This is a genomic window from Mucilaginibacter arboris (assembly GCF_009754915.1).
Taxonomy (GTDB): Bacteria; Bacteroidota; Bacteroidia; order Sphingobacteriales; family Sphingobacteriaceae; genus Mucilaginibacter_A; species Mucilaginibacter_A arboris.
Genome location: NZ_WPIK01000006.1, coordinates 122,045 through 140,278, shown reverse-complemented (window position 1 = coordinate 140,278; position 18,234 = coordinate 122,045). Strand labels below are relative to the sequence as shown.

At 39.5% G+C, this 18,234-nt stretch carries 21 protein-coding genes; 10 read left to right on the top strand and 11 right to left on the bottom strand.

What is annotated here, in order from left to right:
- Positions 1 to 80 precede the first annotated feature (80 nt).
- Positions 81 to 1,589 carry an NAD(P)H-hydrate dehydratase gene (locus GO621_RS08160; RefSeq protein ID WP_157565891.1) on the top strand — a complete coding sequence of 503 codons (1,509 nt, stop codon included), beginning with the start codon at positions 81 to 83 and terminating at the stop codon, positions 1,587 to 1,589.
- Positions 1,590 to 1,630: 41 nt separating this feature from the next.
- Here the strand turns inward: GO621_RS08160 and GO621_RS08155 are convergent, their stop codons facing one another.
- Genes GO621_RS08155 through lipA form a run of 3 tightly spaced genes read right to left on the bottom strand, consistent with a single transcriptional unit; the run spans position 1,631 to position 4,087 of the window.
- Positions 1,631 to 2,632 (bottom strand): anti-sigma factor, encoded by a 1,002-nt coding sequence (locus GO621_RS08155; protein WP_157565889.1) that lies wholly within the window; start codon positions 2,630 to 2,632, stop codon positions 1,631 to 1,633.
- 1 nt (position 2,633) lies between these two features.
- The gene (locus tag GO621_RS08150) at positions 2,634 to 3,185 is read right to left on the bottom strand and encodes an RNA polymerase sigma factor (protein WP_157565887.1); all 552 of its coding nucleotides are present in this window, start codon (positions 3,183 to 3,185) and stop codon (positions 2,634 to 2,636) included.
- Between the two features lie 23 nt (positions 3,186 to 3,208).
- Complete coding sequence (gene lipA / locus GO621_RS08145) at positions 3,209 to 4,087, bottom strand: lipoyl synthase (RefSeq protein ID WP_157565886.1); 879 nt, start codon at positions 4,085 to 4,087, stop codon at positions 3,209 to 3,211.
- A 114-nt stretch (positions 4,088 to 4,201) separates the two neighbouring features.
- Between lipA and GO621_RS08140 the strand changes: the two genes are divergently transcribed.
- Complete coding sequence (locus GO621_RS08140) at positions 4,202 to 4,603, top strand: OsmC family protein (protein ID WP_157565884.1); 402 nt, start codon at positions 4,202 to 4,204, stop codon at positions 4,601 to 4,603.
- Positions 4,604 to 4,711: 108 nt separating this feature from the next.
- Here GO621_RS08140 and ytxJ read toward each other — a convergent pair whose 3' ends face one another.
- From ytxJ to GO621_RS08125, 3 genes are all read right to left on the bottom strand, one after another.
- On the bottom strand, positions 4,712 to 5,041 hold the full coding sequence (ytxJ, locus tag GO621_RS08135) for a bacillithiol system redox-active protein YtxJ (RefSeq protein WP_157565882.1): 330 nt from the start codon (positions 5,039 to 5,041) through the stop codon (positions 4,712 to 4,714).
- Between the two features lie 218 nt (positions 5,042 to 5,259).
- Positions 5,260 to 5,754, bottom strand: a complete 495-nt coding sequence (gene ribH, locus GO621_RS08130) for a 6,7-dimethyl-8-ribityllumazine synthase (RefSeq protein WP_157565881.1) — start codon at positions 5,752 to 5,754, stop codon at positions 5,260 to 5,262.
- A gap of 63 nt (positions 5,755 to 5,817) precedes the next feature.
- On the bottom strand, positions 5,818 to 6,516 hold the full coding sequence (locus tag GO621_RS08125) for a tetratricopeptide repeat protein (RefSeq protein WP_157565879.1): 699 nt from the start codon (positions 6,514 to 6,516) through the stop codon (positions 5,818 to 5,820).
- A 137-nt stretch (positions 6,517 to 6,653) separates the two neighbouring features.
- Here GO621_RS08125 and recF point away from each other — a divergent pair, with 137 nt between their 5' ends.
- Positions 6,654 to 7,766 (top strand): DNA replication/repair protein RecF, encoded by a 1,113-nt coding sequence (gene recF, locus GO621_RS08120; protein ID WP_157565877.1) that lies wholly within the window; start codon positions 6,654 to 6,656, stop codon positions 7,764 to 7,766.
- Positions 7,747 to 8,037 carry a DUF721 domain-containing protein gene (locus GO621_RS08115; RefSeq protein WP_157565875.1) on the top strand — a complete coding sequence of 97 codons (291 nt, stop codon included), beginning with the start codon at positions 7,747 to 7,749 and terminating at the stop codon, positions 8,035 to 8,037. Before recF ends, GO621_RS08115 begins: the two co-directional genes overlap by 20 nt.
- A gap of 198 nt (positions 8,038 to 8,235) precedes the next feature.
- Here GO621_RS08115 and GO621_RS08110 read toward each other — a convergent pair whose 3' ends face one another.
- Complete coding sequence (locus tag GO621_RS08110; protein ID WP_157565873.1) at positions 8,236 to 8,655, bottom strand: nucleoside-diphosphate kinase; 420 nt, start codon at positions 8,653 to 8,655, stop codon at positions 8,236 to 8,238.
- 123 nt (positions 8,656 to 8,778) lie between these two features.
- Here GO621_RS08110 and GO621_RS08105 point away from each other — a divergent pair, with 123 nt between their 5' ends.
- The 6 genes from GO621_RS08105 (at position 8,779) to ypfJ (ending at position 14,737) form a co-directional block, all read left to right on the top strand.
- Positions 8,779 to 9,789: a DHH family phosphoesterase gene (locus GO621_RS08105; RefSeq protein WP_157565871.1), complete on the top strand. Its 1,011-nt coding sequence runs from the start codon at positions 8,779 to 8,781 to the stop codon at positions 9,787 to 9,789.
- Between the two features lie 2 nt (positions 9,790 to 9,791).
- Positions 9,792 to 10,793 carry an FKBP-type peptidyl-prolyl cis-trans isomerase gene (locus GO621_RS08100; protein ID WP_157565869.1) on the top strand — a complete coding sequence of 334 codons (1,002 nt, stop codon included), beginning with the start codon at positions 9,792 to 9,794 and terminating at the stop codon, positions 10,791 to 10,793.
- Positions 10,794 to 10,844: 51 nt separating this feature from the next.
- Positions 10,845 to 11,855 carry an FKBP-type peptidyl-prolyl cis-trans isomerase gene (locus GO621_RS08095; protein WP_157565867.1) on the top strand — a complete coding sequence of 337 codons (1,011 nt, stop codon included), beginning with the start codon at positions 10,845 to 10,847 and terminating at the stop codon, positions 11,853 to 11,855.
- A 54-nt stretch (positions 11,856 to 11,909) separates the two neighbouring features.
- Positions 11,910 to 12,680, top strand: coding sequence for a TatD family hydrolase (locus tag GO621_RS08090; RefSeq protein ID WP_157565865.1), 771 nt, complete (start codon positions 11,910 to 11,912; stop codon positions 12,678 to 12,680).
- A gap of 48 nt (positions 12,681 to 12,728) precedes the next feature.
- A complete protein-coding gene (locus GO621_RS08085) occupies positions 12,729 to 13,748 on the top strand; it encodes an asparaginase (protein ID WP_157565863.1) in 1,020 nt (339 codons plus the stop codon).
- Positions 13,749 to 13,858: 110 nt separating this feature from the next.
- Positions 13,859 to 14,737 (top strand): KPN_02809 family neutral zinc metallopeptidase, encoded by an 879-nt coding sequence (ypfJ, locus tag GO621_RS08080; protein WP_157565862.1) that lies wholly within the window; start codon positions 13,859 to 13,861, stop codon positions 14,735 to 14,737.
- Positions 14,738 to 14,815: 78 nt separating this feature from the next.
- On the opposite strand, the gene GO621_RS08075 is transcribed toward ypfJ, so the two are convergent.
- The 4 genes from GO621_RS08075 to GO621_RS08060 form a co-directional block, all read right to left on the bottom strand.
- Positions 14,816 to 15,190 carry a YgaP family membrane protein gene (locus tag GO621_RS08075; RefSeq protein WP_157565860.1) on the bottom strand — a complete coding sequence of 125 codons (375 nt, stop codon included), beginning with the start codon at positions 15,188 to 15,190 and terminating at the stop codon, positions 14,816 to 14,818.
- A gap of 148 nt (positions 15,191 to 15,338) precedes the next feature.
- Positions 15,339 to 15,935 (bottom strand): LutC/YkgG family protein, encoded by a 597-nt coding sequence (locus GO621_RS08070; RefSeq protein WP_157565858.1) that lies wholly within the window; start codon positions 15,933 to 15,935, stop codon positions 15,339 to 15,341.
- On the bottom strand, positions 15,925 to 17,307 hold the full coding sequence (locus GO621_RS08065; protein WP_157565856.1) for a lactate utilization protein B: 1,383 nt from the start codon (positions 17,305 to 17,307) through the stop codon (positions 15,925 to 15,927). The genes GO621_RS08070 and GO621_RS08065 overlap by 11 nt, the downstream gene beginning before the upstream one ends.
- The gene (locus tag GO621_RS08060; RefSeq protein WP_157565854.1) at positions 17,304 to 18,044 is read right to left on the bottom strand and encodes a (Fe-S)-binding protein; all 741 of its coding nucleotides are present in this window, start codon (positions 18,042 to 18,044) and stop codon (positions 17,304 to 17,306) included. The genes GO621_RS08065 and GO621_RS08060 overlap by 4 nt, the downstream gene beginning before the upstream one ends.
- Positions 18,045 to 18,234: the final 190 nt, after the last annotated feature.

The window sequence follows — 18,234 nt, the reverse complement described above, 5'->3', positions numbered from 1 at the left end:
AAGCGAATGCTTCTTTTATCGGCATAAAAGAAGCATTCGCTTTTTATAAACATTGCTGCAAAATCAGTTGTTAGGAATTTATGTTAAAACTAATAACCTCTGCACAAATGCACGAAGTCGATGCGCATACTATCAGCACAGAACCCATTGCTTCAGTTGATTTGATGGAACGTGCTTCCAAAGCCTTTGTATGCTTCTTTTGCAATCATTTTCCTGATAAAAATATTTCGATAGCTGTTTATTGCGGAACGGGAAATAATGGCGGAGATGGTTTAGCAATTGCCCGTTTGTTAAAAGCGAATCAGTATGAAAATATCGATGTAAAAATAGCACGCTTTTCAGATCATGCAACTGCTGATTTTGATACCAATTTTACCCGGTTAAAAGAAGCATCTGTTCCTTTTATAGAGTTAAAAGCAGGAGATTTCCCAGAAGAAAACGCTGACGTTATCATTGATGCTTTATTGGGAAGCGGTTTGAATAAACCTCTAAGTGGTGCTTATGCTGATTTGGTGAAACATTTAAATAATATTGAAAAAAAGGTTATTGCAGTAGATGTTCCAACCGGACTTTTAACGGAAGGCGTGATTGATAAAGATGCGATAGTTTTAAAAGCAGATTTGGTAATCACTTTTCAGCGACCAAAACTCAATTTCTTATTGCCCGAATCAGCTTCTTTTATGGATGATTTTGTGGTGGTTGATATTGGTTTGGATGAAAACTTCATTCAAAACTTAGATAGCAATTTTGAGTTGATTGAAGAAAAAGATGTGGTAAAAACAGTACGGCCACGCAAAAAATTTGAGCATAAAGGAACATTTGGGCATGCTTTGTTAATTGCAGGCCAGGCAAAAACAATGGGAGCCGCTTTGCTTTGCTCTTCTGCAGCAGCTTATGCAGGTGTAGGTTTAACAACGGTTTGTATTCCGGCTCCGGGTTTAACTGCGTTAAATTCATTAATTCCGGAAGTGATGGCAATTGTAAGGGAAGAAAAGCAAATGCCCGAAATTGAATGGGATAAATTTACGGTAATTGGTGCAGGTCCGGGATTGGGAAAAGATTCTACTGCATTAATGGAAGCGCTGTTTGCTAATTTTAAAAAGTCGGTTGTGCTGGATGCAGATGCTTTAAATATGCTTTCTGAAAATTCGGATTGGTGGCAATCGATTCCTGAAAATTCTATCATCACACCTCATGTAAAAGAATTTGATCGTTTGTTTGGCGCTCATACATCCTGGTGGGAAAGGCTGGAAACTGCCAAAAAACAAGCGGCAGAGAAAAAAATAATTATCGTTCTTAAAAATCAATATACCATTATTACTACTCCGGAAGGAAGTCAATATTTTAATCCAACCGGCAATTCGGCAATGGCATCTGGCGGAATGGGAGATGTGCTGACAGGTATTATTACTTCTTTTATAGCACAAAAATATGCGCCTGCTGAAGCTGCTTTGCTTGGTGTGTACCTCCATGGAAAAGCAGGGGATGAACTGGCCTTAAACAACCGTTCATCTGTAGTTTTAGCAGCTCAGGTTGCTGCACAGGTTCCGGTAACATTAGCCAAAATAATTGCACAAAAAAACGGCTGAGAAAGCTCATCGTTTTTAAGTATTATTCTTTCGGGAAACTGCTATTTATGTGCAAATCCCATCACCATCATTTGCTTCATAGTTGGTTTTTCGCTTCCTCCGCGTGGTTCTAAAGTTACAGCAAAAGCAGATGCCTTATCAATAGATGCCATTTTTTCCATAATCGAATCAGTTTTACGAACATCAAATACACCTAAGCTAATCGGTTTAAGTTTACGTATTGCCCATAACTGATACTGATGCTGCTGGTCGTTCGCAGGTAAAGTGGATGCTTTTTTATTGATCCATAATTGTTTTTTCTCCGGGTTCCAGGCAAGCAGCATAGAAGAAGAATCTTTTACGCCTTTTAGTTTTATAAATCTGGTATCAGGATCAGAAAAGGCATTCAATTCCTTTTCGTGGTCTTTATTTTGCAGTTCTAAAGCCAGTATCCTTTTTTTAGATTGCTTTAACTCCGATTGCATAGCAATTAACCCCGGAGTATTGGTTTTTCCTTTTACGGTAACACTATCCACAAAAACAGGCTTTTGTAAAGCTGTTCCGCCTGATTGCTGTTTGTATTGATTAAGCTGACTTTCCTGAAAATTGACCTGATTGGCAAATTTTTGGTTCTGTAACTGAAGGGTAACCAGTTGCTGACGCGATTCCTGCAAACGGTTATACATATTAAACAAGGCAGCTAAACTAACCAGCAGCAAAGCAATACTGGCAGCAAAAGCATATTTATAAAAATAAGTTTGTTTGGCAGCTTGTAACGGAATTACTTTTTTATTTTCTGAAATGTTTTTTTGTGGGACCGAAACAGGTTCTTGCGTAGTACCAATTAACTGGTTTAAAACGGTTTCTCTTAAATTTTCAGATGGTTCAACTGCATTTTGTTCTGCATAAAGCTCCATTGCTTGGCTAATTTCGTCCAGCTCTTTTTGAATAGCAGGATACTTAGCAGCCATGCTTTCTACTTCGAGCTTTTCTTCCGGATTTAACGTATCCAGAATATAAAGTTCTAGTATGCCTGATTCAATATATTGCTTTATATCTTCCACTCTAATTAAAATATTTCCTAAGCTGGATTATGGCCATTCTTAAACGGGTTTTAATAGTTCCCAGAGGAATACTTAACTCGTCAGCTGCCTCCAAATGTGTATATCCTTTAAAATATACCAGGTCCAGGATTACTTTTTGCTCAGGCCTTAACTTATCTAATAAATCTTTAACACCCAAAAGTTCAGGCCTGTAAGTAGTGTTCCTGCTTGCATCAATAGAAGTTACGTTTATTTCGAGTTCATGGTTTTTGGTTTGGTTCTTATAATCTTTAGACCTGATTTTATCTATAGAAAGATTACGTGCAATATTCACCATCCATGTAAAAAGGCGCCCTTTATCAGAACTGTAGGAAGGAAACGAGTTCCAGATTTTTACAAATGTTTCTTGTAATATGTCTTCTGCCAGTTCATTATTTTGGACTATCCTGATAATAACGCCAAATAGCGAAGATGAGTACATGTCATACAAAGCTTCTGCAGCTATTTTTTCATGTTGTTGCAGGGCTGTAATAAGTTCTTCCTCAGAAAGTGATATTTTACGTTTCTTGATCAAGGAATTAGCAGGTTACGGAAATGTTAAAAATCAAATAAGTGTTTCTCAGCATGATAAGAAGAACGGACTAACGGCCCGCTTTCTACATACTTGAAACCCTTCTCTAATCCTATTGTTTTATAAAATTGAAACTGGTCCGGGTGTATCCAGTCTAAAACCGGATGATGGTTTTTGGATGGCTGTAAATATTGCCCTAAGGTAAGAATGTGAACGCCTGCTTGCAATAAATCGTCCATCGCTTGCAAAACTTGGTGTTCCTTTTCGCCTAAACCTAACATGATGCCCGATTTGGTACGCACACCAGCAGCAGAAATCCGGCTTAAACATTCCAGGCTGCGGTCATATTTTGCCTGGATCCTTACTTCTTTGGTTAGTTCCCTTACGGTTTCTAAATTATGGGAAACTACTTCCGGCTGTACCGCCAGTACACGGTCTAAGTTCGTCCAAATCCCTCTGAAATCAGGAATCAAGGTTTCTAAAGTAGTTTCAGGGCTTTCCCTGCGGATGGCATTAATGGTTTCTGCCCAAATGATGGAACCGCCATCTTTTAAATCATCCCGATCAACAGAAGTAATTACGCAATGCTTTACCTGCATCAGTTTTACAGAGTTTGCTACACGTTCCGGTTCATCCAGGTCAACAGCTAAAGGCCGGCCTGTTGCTACAGCACAAAAAGAACAGGAACGGGTACAGATTTTTCCCAAAATCATGAAAGTAGCTGTACCAGCGCCCCAACATTCACCCATGTTCGGGCAATTGCCGCTTTCGCAAATGGTATGTAATTTATGTGTATCTACAAGCCCTCTAACATGTGCATATTCTTTGCCAACAGGTAATTTTACTCTTAACCAATCTGGTTTACGCTGAGGTTGAACAGCAGGAACTACTGGTAAATCTATCATACTACAAAACTAAGTAATTCCGTTTTATTTACAGAAAATAGTGCTTTAACAAAAGGTTAATGACGGTCAACTGACTACAATTTATTTAATTTGCCAATAGAAATTATATGAACGATGGCAACAATAGAAACCGTATATCAGGGAACATTAAGAACAGAGGCAACACACGTACAATCCGGTACAGCAATTTTAACGGATGCGCCTGTTGATAACAAGGGAAAAGGCGAAGCTTTTTCGCCTACGGATTTATTAGCTGCTGCCTTAGGAAGCTGTATGTTAACCATTATGGGCATTGCTGCCCGGGAGCATCAGATCAATATTGATCATACAACTTGCAGCATTACTAAAATTATGGCTGCCAACCCGCGTAGGGTAGGAGAAATTGTTGTTAATTTAAAATTCCCGGAAACTTACACAGACAAACAGCAAAAGATATTAGAAAGGGCAGCTTTAACCTGCCCTGTATATTTGAGCCTGAACCCGGATATTAAAAAGACTGTAAGTTTCGGCTGGTAGTTGGATGAGGTAGGGGGTATGGGGTTTGAGGTAGAGGGTAGGAGCGATGAGGTATGAGCCATCAGCTATGCGCCATAAACCATAAGCTATGAACCCTCAACCATCAACCTATTGCATTACTTCCACTGCTTCTTCGGCAGAAATAGAAGAATGGGATTGGTTCAGAATACACTCGCCGTCTTTAATCAGGAGCAATTGAGGAGATTCATGGTGAACGTTAAAAGTTTCAGCTACTTTGGCTGATAATTCGCGGTATTTAATCAGGTCTAAAAAGTAAAGCGGCGTGTTTTCATCAAACAAGTTTCCGTCTAACTCAAACCTTCTTTTGGCCATCATACTGATGGAGCACCGTGTGCTGTGTTTAAAAATGATGCTGTAACCTTTTGCGGCTTTAATAGCCTTTATTTGTTCTTCGGAGGTAAGATTAATCCAATTCATACTTGCAAAAGTACAAGGATGCTTCTTTTATCACCCTAAAAATTTAGCAAATTGACAGTACGCCGATTATCTGTGGTGGCTGTTGCCGTAAGCCGGGCAAAGCTTGGAAGAGCAAGAAGATAAAGAACCTGTTAATGTAGCAGCCAGGGCAGCAAGTAAAATAAGTTTTCTCATTTTGGTAAATTTTATAATCTCTTTAAAATTAAATAATACCTGTTTTATCCGTTTAAGGTTACAGTCAATTCTGCCATTTTTATAGCTGTTATCGCTGCCTCATCTCCTTTGTTGCCGTGTTTGCCGCCTGATCGGTCCAAAGCCTGTTGCTGGTTATCGGTAGTTAATACACCAAATATTACCGGTTTTGAGTATTTTATAGCAACATTGCTTACGCCATTGGCTACTGCATCGCAAATAAAATCAAAGTGTCGGGTTTCTCCCTGTATTACACATCCTAAACAAATTACGGCATCAAGGTTTCCTTGTTTCAGCAATAAATCAGCTCCGGAAGTTAACTCAAAACTTCCCGGAACCGGGTAAGTTTGTATGTTTTCTTCTTTTGCACCATGCTTAATTAAAGTTTGATAAGCTCCTTCCAATAAAGCACGTGTTACATCTGCATTCCATTCTGCAACAACAATACCGAAACGATAAGGAGCAGCAGATGGTATAACCGTATGCGAGAAATCAGATAAATTTTTAAGTTGAGAGGCCATTAAAGGAGATTTGTTGTGGAAGAATTTACCTGATGCTTCTTTTACCGGGCAAAAATTTGCCTGCTATTGTTTTTGTGCTTCTGCCCTTGCTATATATTTATCGATGCTGCCGGCTTCATTGCTTTCGGGATAATCAGTTTTAATTTTTTTGTATGCATCCAAAGCATCGTTATAGTTTTTTTGCGCTTCGTAAACCAGAGCCAGTTTTTTAAGATACATAGGAGAAACAAAACTGTTGTTGCCTTTATCGGCAGCTTTTTTATAATAAGTAGCAGCTTTATCGTAGTCTTTCATTTCCACATAAGCATCCCCGGTGTTTCCTAAAGCCTGTGCGGCAATAATTAAATCATCACCACGGTAATTAGTTAAATTATCAACTGCTTTTTTGTAGTCGCCTTTATTTAAATAAGCAACACCTAAATAGTAATAAGCTAAGTTAGCTGCTTTGGTATTGCTGTATTCATCCACAATTTTTGCAAAACCCGGATAACCCGCGTCACCATTAATGGCTTTGTCCCATTGCTTTTTGTCCCAGAAATCCTGTGCAACATACATTTGGTTGGCCGCCTCAACCTCACGCGGAGCGAGATAAAATTTTTGATAAGCAAAATAAATCACGATCAAAGCCAGAACAGCACTGATAATAAAAGTCAGGCTTTTTTGGTTTTCTCTTACAAAATTTCCGGTTTGCGCTAATGGTTTTGCTTCTGCCGGAGTTTTTATCTCGGTGGCAACTTTAGTATTTGGTTGATTAATTGACATTTGTATCCAAAATTTTAGTGTGCAAAAATACAGTTTTAACCATGTTTAGCAACACCTATTTTGCGCGAATTTTAAAGGCTGTTTTCTATTGCCGTTATATTGCATAAAGCACAGGATTGTTACCTTTGAAGCCCGACATGTATTTAGCACAGCTTTCCCTGCTTAATTTTAAGAATTATATGCAGGCTGACCTTAACTTTCAGTCTGGCGTTACTGTTTTTGCCGGTGATAACGGCGCCGGAAAAACTAATTTGTTAGATGCTATCCATTATCTTTCCTTGTGCAAAAGCTACTTCAATCCAATTGATAGTCAGCAAATTTTGCAAGGCGCAGATTTTTTTATGGTAAACGGCGTATTTATCAAAGAAGAACAAAAAGATACAGTTGCCTGCGCCATCAAACGCAATCAAAAAAAGCAATTTAAACGCAATAAAAAAGAATACCAGCGATTGGCAGACCATATTGGTTTGTTTCCGCTGGTGATGCTTTCGCCGTATGATATTACGCTAATTATGGAAGGGAGCGAGGAGCGCCGGAAGTTTGTGGATAATGTGATTTCGCAAACCGATCATCAGTATTTAGATGGGTTGATTTTGTACAACAAAACCCTGCTTAACAGGAATATCCTGTTAAAAACCATTGCCGAAACCGGAAAGTACGATCCGCAATTGTTAGAGGTTTTTGATGAGCAATTGGTTGCTTCGGGCAACATCATCTTCCAAAAAAGGAAAGCTTTTATGGAAACCTTTACGGAGATTTTTAACCAGCATTATCAGTATTTGAGTGAAGATGCCGAGCGCGTAGAGCTGGTTTACGATTCGCAGTTGTTGCAGGATGATTTTGCTTTTTTACTTAAAAAATCAACAGAACGAGATCGGGTTTTAGAGCGAACAAGTGTTGGCATCCATAAAGATGATTTGCAATTTTCCATCCACCAAATGCCGATGAAAAAGTTTGGTTCACAAGGTCAGCAAAAATCTTTCCTGGTGGCGCTAAAACTGGCGCAATACAGTTTTTTATATCAGCAAAAAGGCTTTAAACCATTGCTTCTTTTAGACGATATTTTTGATAAATTAGACGAAAAGCGCGTTCATAAACTAATGCAGATGGTTTCTGATAATAACTTCGGCCAGGTTTTTATTACCGATACAAGTGCAGCAAGAATGCAGGATATTTTTGATAAAATTGGTGTAGAAGTAACTATTTTTAACGTACATAAAGGACAGGTAGATGGGCCGCACAAACGATAAAACGTTAAAAGAAGCTTTAGGCCTGATGCTTAAAGTTTACAAAATCAAGCGAAAGTTTGATGAAACGGCCGTAATAGCCAACTGGGCAGATCTGGTTGGAAAACCTGCTGCAAACAGAACTAAAGAACTTTTTATTTTAAATCGGAAGTTGTTTATCCGAATGGATTCTTCTGTTATAAAAAACGAATTGCTGCGGATGCGCGAAGAAATTATTGCTAAAATAAACGAACAGGCAGAAACGGAATTGATAACAGAGATTATTTTGTTATAAGTTTTTTCTGTCATTTTGACCGAAGGGGGAAATCTTCATTGAACCAACAATTACTTGAATTAGTTAATGATGTTTCTAAATAAAAAAAGAAGCATCTTACCTGAACACGATGCTTCTTTTATCACCTAAAACTTGTTATTTGAAGAATTTCTCTCATTCATCGAAATGACAGCAGGAAAGCAATGCTTCTTTTATCACCTAAAATCTTTCAAAAGCAGAGAAAAAGAAGTTGCCTTCAATTTGAGCATTTTCATCAGAATCAGAACCGTGAACAGCATTTTTCTCGATAGATTCTGCAAATTCTTTACGGATTGTACCTTCTTCTGCTTGTGCGGGGTTGGTTGCACCAATCAGTTTACGGAAAGAAGCAACTGCATCGTCTTTTTCTAAAATAGCAGCTACAATTGGTCCGGAAGACATAAAGCTGCATAAATCTTTATAAAAAGGACGTTCGGCGTGAACAGCGTAAAATTTTCCGGCCAGTTCAGGAGATAAAGAAGTATATTTTAAGGCAACGATTTTAAAACCGGCCTGGGTAATCTTATTTAAAATAGCACCAATGTGTTGATTTGCAACAGCATCCGGCTTAATCATCGTGAAAGTTTTGTTGGTTTCCATAAAATTTATTTATCAATTGAGCGCAAAAGTAGGTTTTTTGACAGGAAACCAAAACCAAGTTTGAATAAAAGGACCTGAAATTCATTTATTTATTTAGCTTTGCATTCCGTTTTAAAAGAGTAGATGTTAAACCTTGCCGAGCTGAAGGAATTACTGGCCCAGCCTCAAAAAATTGTTATTACCACGCATCATAAACCTGATGGCGATGCCTTGGGTTCTTCCTTGGGTTTATTTCATTACCTTAGGCAAAAGCAGCACAACGTGCAGGTAATTACACCAACAGATTATCCTTATTTTTTACAATGGATGCCTGGCAATGCGGATGTGATCATCTACACAGAAAAAAAAGAACAGTCAGCGGCATGGGTACAACAGGCGGATTTGATTTTTTGCCTTGATTTCAATTCGCTTTCCCGTATTAATGAATTAGGCGAATTGGTGAAAGCATCATCAGCAAAAAAAATCATGATCGACCATCATCTCGATCCTGAAAATTTTGATGATTTTCGCCACTGGAATACCAAAGCGTGTTCTGCAGCACAGTTGGTTTATGAATTTATTGCCGAACTTTTAGGTGATAAAAGAAGTATTAATGCCGATGTGGCAACTTGTTTATATACAGGTATTATGACGGATTCTGGTTCGTTCCGTTTCCCGACTACTACTGCTAATGTCCATCGCATTACTGCTGATTTAATTGATCTGGGCGCTGATAATGCAGCTATCCACCAATTGGTTTATGATCATTCTACCGAAAACCGATTGCGTTTTCTGGGTTATTGCCTGAGCGAAAAACTCGAAATCCTACCAGAATTTAATACCGCAATGATTGCAATTACACGCGATGAACTGAACCGTTTTAACATTATTACCGGTGATACAGAAGGTATTGTAAATTATGCTTTATCTATTACCGGCATCCGTTTAGCTGCAATTATTATCGAACGTACAGATAAAGTAAAGCTTTCGCTGCGTTCTTCCGGAACTTTTCCGGCTAATGAAATCTGTAAAAATTACTTTCATGGCGGCGGCCATCGCAATGCGGCCGGCGGACAATCAGAAAGTACATTAGAACAAGTAATCCATCAGTTTAAAACACTTTTACCCGAATATAAAAATCTTTTAACACAATAACAATGAAGAAAAACTTAGTTTTTTTAACAGTTGCAGCGCTTGCTTTTGCAGGCTGTAACGGCTTTAAAAAAGGCGATAATGGCCTTGAATACAAAATTTATACAGACGCACCTGGTGCAACTATTAAAACCGGCGATTTTGTAAGCGTAAATGTAATTGCCAAAACAGATAAAGATTCTGTGCTTTTCAATTCTTATGATATGGGCCGTCCGTCTCAGTTACTGGTAGCTAAACCCATGTACAAAGGTGATTTATACACTGGTTTAATGATGCTGAGCGAGGGCGATAGTGCAACTTTAAAAATTGATGCAGATACTTTGGTAAAAAGAAGCGGACAGCCTAAACCTCCAGGTTTTAAAGGTAAATACTTCGTTTATACCCTTAAAATTGAAAAGGTATTAGCGAAGGGCAATATGCCAGACAAAGCTTTCCAGGAAAAAATATCACAGTTTTTTAAAGCTGAAGCTGATAAATCCAGAGCTGCTGAGCCAATTAAAATTAAAAAATATATTACAGACAAAAATTTGAAGGTTATAACTACGCCTTCAGGCTTAAATTATGTAATTACACAACCTGGCACTGGTGAAAAAATTGCTGTTGGCGATACAGCGGTAGTAGATTACACCGGCAAATTGATGAACAGCAAAGAAAAAGTATTTGATACCAGCGTGAAAGAAGTAGCACAAAAAGCCGGCGCGCCGCTTTATGATAAAATGCGCCCTTACCAGCCCATTAAAATTGAAGTTGGTAAAAAAGCAGTGATACCGGGCTGGGACGAAGGTTTGCAATTGTTAAGCAAAGGCGAGAAAGCTACGTTTATCATCCCTTCTTCTTTAGCTTATGGCGAGCAGGGTTATGGCCCAATCGCACCTTTTTCGCCATTGGTTTTTGATGTGGAACTAAAAAATATCATCCACCCGGATCCTAATGCACCTAAAAAAGTGCTGCCACAAATGCCGCAAATGCCACAACAGGCGCCAGCAAACCCGGCAGCAAGAAAGTAAAAAAATCAAAATACAGCCTTCGCCTAAACAGCGGAGGCTTTTTTAAATCACATGAAATTACGTTTTCTCATTTCCGGTTTACTGCTTTTTGCCGTTTACGGATGGGCACAGGCTCAAAATGCTGTTGTAAAAACTACAGCAAAAGGGGCACGCTATCAAATTATCAATGCGCATCCTGGAGATCGCATCAAACTAAACGATGTCATTACGTTTAACCTTGCTATTAAAACAGAGCGGGATTCTTTGTTAATGAGCAGCTATCAGCGAGGGAAACCTTTTACTGCACAAGTTCAGCCTCCGCAAACAATTGATGATTTGATGGATATTTTTCCTCAGCTTGCCTTAAACGACAGCGTACGGGTTATTATTCCTTCCGACTCTTTGTTCAAAAACCGCGAACAGGACAGGCCGCCTTTTTTAGCTAAAAATGCTTCCGTTATTTATACATTGAAGATTGAAAGGATACAATCGCTGGATGAAGCCATTGCAGAGAAGAAAGCAGCAGAAGCAAAAATCAAAGCATCTCTTGATGAATTAAAAGCGCAGGAGCCTGCCCGCATTGCTAAATATGTTGCCAGTTTGCATCCTGCCGTTAAAGCTGTCCCTTCTGGTTTGTATTATCAAATTATTACGCCATCGGCAAAACCAAAACCTTTACCTGGCGATACTTTGCTGGTTAATTACATTGGCCGTACTTTGGATGGAAAAGTTTTTGATGCGAATTTACAGGAAGAAGCGCAGAAAGCCGGCGTTTTGCAACCAGGCCGTCCGTATGAACCTTTTCAGTTTGTAGTTAAAAATGGTGATGTAATTCCGGGTTGGGACGAAGGTTTTTTATTGCTGAACCAAGGGTCTAAAGCACGATTAATTATTCCTTCAAAATTAGCTTACGGCCCTAACCAGTCCGGGCCGGATATTGCGCCCTACAGCCCTTTGGTTTTTGATGTAGAATTGTTAAGCATCAAAGCCGGAAAACATCCTTCGGTTATCAAAAAAACACCGGTAAAAAAAGCATCGGGTAAAAAACCGGTAAAAAAGCCGGTTTCTGCAAAGAAAAAATAAACAAAACGTGCCTTCTGTAACCAACAGGAGGCATTTTTTTTTAGTTTTACAACAATGGTTTTAACAGACACGCACACCCATTTATATTATGAGGCAGATGAGGCAGCAAGAAATGCCATGATGCAGCGTTGTTTAGATAACCAAATAACGCGTTTGTTTTTGCCAAATGTAGATGCAGCTTCTGTCCCGATGATTGCTGATTTGGTTAAAACTTATCCTCAATATTGTTTTCCGATGTTGGGCTTGCATCCATGCAGTGTTACTAAAAACTGGGAAACAGAACTGCAAGCTGTTAAAGAAAGCTGGGATAATAACCAGAAGATTTATGCCGTTGGTGAGATTGGGATTGATTTATACTGGGAGCAAAACCTGCTGAAAGAACAGCAAAAAGCTTTTAGCACACAAATTAATTGGGCAAAAGAAGCAAACCTGCCCATCGTTATTCATTGCCGTGCTGCTTTTAACGAGGTTTATTCGATATTAAAGGAAGAAAGCAGCAGCAATTTAAGAGGGATTTTTCATTGTTTTTCCGGCGATTTAGAACAAGCCAATCAAATTATCGAACTTGGGCTTTATCTTGGGATTGGTGGCGTAGTTACTTATAAAAATGCTGGTTTAGATAAGGTTGTGCAGCAAATTGGTTTAGAACATTTAGTGCTCGAAACCGATTCTCCTTATTTGCCGCCGGTCCCTTTTCGGGGGAAACCAAACGAAAGCGCTTATTTAACTTATATTGCACAAAAAGTAGCCGACTTGCATCAGCAACCGGTTAAAAAAATAGCCGAAATTACCACTCTGAATTCAGAAAAAGTTTTCGGGATTTAGGGTGAAAGAGTTTAAATTTAAAATGTATATCGAGTCAACGCTTATTTTATGACGAATATCCTCATCATCTATACAGGCGGAACCATTGGAATGGTTGACGACCCGGCAACACACATGTTGCGGCCGTTTGATTTTAACCAGATCCTGCTGAATGTACCCGAACTTGCACGCCTTAATTACCGGTTAACGGTTCATTCTTTTAATCCGATCATTGATTCTTCTAACATGAAGCCTGCCATTTGGGTAGAAATTGCTTCATTAATAGAAAAAAATTATAACGATTATGAAGGCTTCGTCATCCTGCATGGTTCTGATACCATGGCTTTTACCGCTTCGGCATTAAGTTTTATGCTGGAAGGTTTGGGCAAACCAGTTGTGCTAACCGGTTCGCAATTGCCCATTAGTCAAATCAGAACGGATGCCAAAGAAAACCTGATTACTTCGCTGGAAATTGCTGCTTCCCAAAAAGATGGTAAAGCTTTAGTTCCGGAAGTTTGTATTTATTTTGATTCGCAGTTATTTCGCGGAAACCGTTCCTTCAAATACAATTCATCCAAATTCGAAGCTTTCCGTTCGCCTAATTATCCTGTTTTGGCCGAAGCTGGCGTTCATCTCAGCTTTAACGAAGCTTTTATTTTAAATTCTGTAGAAAAACCTTTTCAAGTCCATAAAAACATGTACACGGATATTGCCGTGTTGAAGCTGTATCCCGGCATCAGTCAGAAAACAGTAGAAAGTATTTTAAAAGCCGATGCAAAAGCTTTTGTAATGGAAACTTTTGGCGCAGGCAATACCACAACGGATGATTGGTTTATCAAATCCTTAAAAAAAGCTATTAAAAAAGGTAAAATTATCCTGGATATTTCGCAGTGTAAAGTTGGAACGGTAGAACTGGGCCGTTACGAAACCAGCAAGCAATTAAAAGATATGGGCGTTTTAAGTGGTTATGACATGACGTTTGAATCTGCAGTAACCAAACTGATGTACCTTTTAGGACGGTACGATGATCCGGCAGAAATTGCCCGTTTGGTAGAAAGCAGTTTATGCGGGGAAATCACGATTAGTTAATTGATGCTTCTTTTATCGCCTCAATTTTATATTGATAAAAGAAGCATGTACTATAAAACCTGTAAGGTTTAAGGTTGTTATCGAATTTCAAAACATTTAAAATTAAGATTATGCGTTGGTTAGGACGAGACGAAAGTGACAATGTTGAAGATGGCGGATCTGGCGGTGGCGGCAGCGGCTTGGGCATTGGGGGCGGCATCATTGGGATTGTTGGTTTTGTTATTTACCTGTTTACGGGTTATAATCCTACACAACTGCTAAATCAGGCAGGAGTAGGAAGCCAGCAGCAAACCACGCAAAGCGTACAGCAACCGCTTAGTTCAAGTGATAGCGTTAACCTTCATTTTTCGCGGGTAATTTTGCACGATAGCGAAACGATTTGGACAAAGATTTTTAGTGATATGGGCAAAACTTATGAAAAACCCAAATTAGTACATTTTCAAAATGAAGTAGATGCCTCTGGCTGCGGTATGGCAAGTTCTGCAACTGGCCCGTTTTATTGTCCTGCTGATCGTAAAGTATATCTTGATTTTTCTTTTTTTGATGAATTGTCAAACCGCTTTCATGCCGGCGGCGATTTTGCAAAAGCTTATGTAATTACACACGAAGTTGGGCATCATGTACAAAACCTGCTGGGCATTTCTGCAAAAATGGATCAAATGCGGGAGCAAATGAGCGAAACAGATTACAACAAAATGTCTGTGAAGCTGGAGTTACAGGCAGATTTTTATGCAGGTGTTTGGGCGCATTATGAAGCACAAATGAAAAACAGCGATAACCAAAGTGTAATTGAGCCAGGTGATATCGAATCGGCATTAACAGCAGCCAATGCTATTGGAGATGACCGTTTGCAGCAGGAAGCTACCGGCCATGTTTCACCGGATTCTTTTACACATGGTACTTCTGCCCAACGCATGTACTGGTTTAAAAAAGGTTACGAAACCGGCGATATCAAGCAAGGAAATACTTTTGCAGAAGGTGCTTTATAAATCCTGAAAACTAAAATCATGGGCATAAAAAAAGTCATTTCCAATTGGAAATGACTTTTTTTATGCCCATGATTACTTTTACAATTGGGGAACTGTTGTAGATGGATAAGCATGAACAATCGGAGAGTTTGTTGCATCTGTTTCATCCAAATCATCAATTATTTTTTTGATAGAACAAGTTCCGGTAATGCCACGGTGCAATAAGGCTGCGCCAATACCGGCTTCAGTTAAAGCTAAAATCGGATGGGAGAATAAATTGGTAATACCTTTGAAAAAAATATAAGCACCTGTACCAATAGAAATAATCCGGTCCGTTTTGCCAACATTGGCATTCGGGTTTTCAGGTAACAAGGTATCTTTTAATGTGTCCGTTGCTTTTTTAATTTCATCGGTATAAGGTGATACAGTATCTTTTACGGTATCTGTTACTTTTTTAATTTCGTCGCTAATCATAATACTGTTTTTTTTAATGATGATGTTCAGAAAAGATAACACCAGGAAACAGAGGGGGTTTTAGAAAAACGAAAAATAGTGAAGAAGGGTGCCAGGTTTAAGGTATCAGTTTATTTGAAGGCTGATACCTAAATCATGATACTCAAACCTATTCCAACACAAATAAAGTCATGCTACGTGGCCCATGGGCGCCAAGCACCAGAGATTGCTCAATATCAGCAGTTTTAGACGGGCCAGCAATAAAAGTAGCAAAACCATAATCAGCAGAACCAATACGTTCATACGCTTCGTGCATGGTTGGTACAATATCTGCAGCATTTAAAACAACTGCCAAATGCTGACAAATAAAAGGGGCGGCACGTTGCTGCATCAAATCTTCTGTTACCCAAACCGCACTATTCTCTGCAACGCCAAAAAGTGCCCGCATAATTAGTAATTCAATGTTTTCTAAAGTATGTGGATCAGGAATAGTTTTTAAATCAGTTTCAGCAATATCAGCTAATTCAGGAATAGTGGTAACGATGCGGCCTTCGCGAAACTGTTCAGAAACCATCGCTTTAATTTCTTCGAAATCCTTCACCATAAAAATCTTACTACCGATGGTGGTAGCTGTAGCGTGAAATTTTTGTAGGATAAAAGAAGCATCCTCTGTTTCAGGACTAAATACCGGAATTTCCGGCAAGGGCAGTAAATCCGGTTTATTTGCAGCTACTGCAGCTAAAATCCTGTCGCGGCTATTTTGCATGATTTCTGTTCTTCTGATACCATTCGCCAAAAGATTCTTTGGGCGGCGCAGGCATTTCGCGCTGTTTATACCATGGGTTTAAAGGATTACTTACTGCAAAAGGAGCATATTTCATCACAAAACGGCCCACTTTTCCTGCGGTTTTAAAAAATCCGGGCGAAGATAAAGTTAAAGTCATGGCCTGCATGCCCAGTTTTTTCGTTGTCCCTACATAACCTTCTTTCACCAAAACCTGCCGCCATTTATACAATTGCTCGTGGATATTGATCTTTACCGGACAAACGTTTGAGCAAGAACCGCAAAGCGTAGAAGCAAAAGGCAGATCGGCAAATTTGCGCATATCCAGGTTTGGGGCGAGGATGGAACCAATCGGGCCAGCAATTGCCGTATGATAACTGTGGCCGCCACTGCGGCGATAAACCGGACAAGTATTCATACAGGCAGCACAACGGATACATTTTAAAGAATTACGGAAATCTTTCCGTCCCAATTGCACCGTACGCTGGTTATCTACCAGGATTAGATGCATTTCCTGTCCAGAACGAGGTTTTTTGAAATGACTGGAATAAGTGGTAATGGGCTGGCCGGTTGCACTTCGCGTAAGCAAACGCAGAAAAACGCTGAGATGCTTCCTTTGCGGGATAATTTTCTCGATGCCCATACTGGCAATATGAATATCAGCAAGATGTGCGCCCATATCCGCATTGCCTTCATTCGTGCAAACTACAAATTCCCCCGTTTCTGCAATTGCAAAATTAACGCCGGTTAGAGCTGCTTTTCGGGTGAGGAAAGTTTCACGCAGATGTTGCCTTGCTGTTTCTGTTAAAAACTGCGGATCAGCATTTCCTTTTGGCGTTCCTAAATGCTTGTGGAAAAGCTCTCCGATTTCTTCTTTCTTTTTGTGGATGCAAGGCAAAACAATATGGCTGGGTGGTTCATCGGCCAACTGTACAATTCGTTCGCCCAGGTCAGAATCTATAACTTCAATGCCATGCTGACTTAAATATTCATTCAAATGGCATTCTTCCGTTAACATTGATTTGCTTTTAACCATGCGGTCAATTCCGTGTTTGGTAAGCAGTGAATGTACAATCTGGTTATGTTCTTCCGCATTTGCAGCCCAATGTACGGTAACGCCATTGGCTTTGGCTTGCGCTTCAAACTGAACTAAATAATTATTTAAGTTGCTTAGAACATTATTTTTAATTTGGGATGCAGTTTCGCGCAGCAATTCCCATTCCGGGATTTGATGTGCGGCTTTATCACGTTTTTGCCGTACCCACCACAAGGTTTCGTCATGCCAGTTTACACGAGCTTCATCTTTGTTAAAAATTTCAGCTAATTCAGCGTGATCTTTAGTTTGAGTGCTCATACCTTTTCAGCATTTAAAATTTCTGCAATATGCACTACTTTCGTTTTACTGCCTTGCCGACGAAGGATTCCTTCCATGTGCATCAGGCAGCTCATATCTGCCCCGGTAATATATTCGGCACCATGACTTACATGATCTGCGATCCGGTCTTTTCCCATTTTTACCGAAACTGCTTCTTCTGCCACACAAAAAGTTCCGCCAAAACCGCAGCACTCATCTTTCCGGTCAAGCGGAATAATTTCCAGCTCTTTCACCATGTTCAGCAGTTGAAGTGGTTTGGAGAAATCAGGTTCCACCAGTTCTGTCATCTGCGAAAGTTTTAACCCGCGTTGTCCGTGGCAGCTTTGATGTACGCCAACTTTATAAGGAAAGTGGGCGTTTAAATTTTCAACCTTTAAAACATCCGTTAAAAACTCTACCAGCTCGTAAATTTTATGGCTGACAGATGCTGCTTTTACCGGCTCTTTTTCGGAATGGATATGTTCTTTAATATGCAAAACGCAGCTTCCGGAAGGGCAAACAATATAATCGTATTTGGCAAAATCTTTAATAATTAAATCATTACAGCCCTGCGTTAAATGCTCAAAGCCAGAGTTTGCCATTGGCTGGCCGCAACAGGTTTGGTTAGGCGGAAAAGCTACGTTTACGCCCAGTTTTTCCAGCAATTGTAAGGTTGCAATTGCTGCACCGGGATAAAACTGGTTAACGTAGCAAGGTATAAAAAGTCCTACAGTCATCTTATTATTTGCTTAACAGGCGAAGCTAAAAGTTTTAGTCCGGTTAGCTGTCCTGTACTGTAAAGGTAAGGGTTTTGACGGAAGAGGTTAAGGTGTGAAAGCGTAAAGGTTAAGGGTTACAATGCACTGATTTTATGTTGATAAAAGAAGTATGCTATGCTAATTGTATTTAACGTTATTTTTCCTTGAT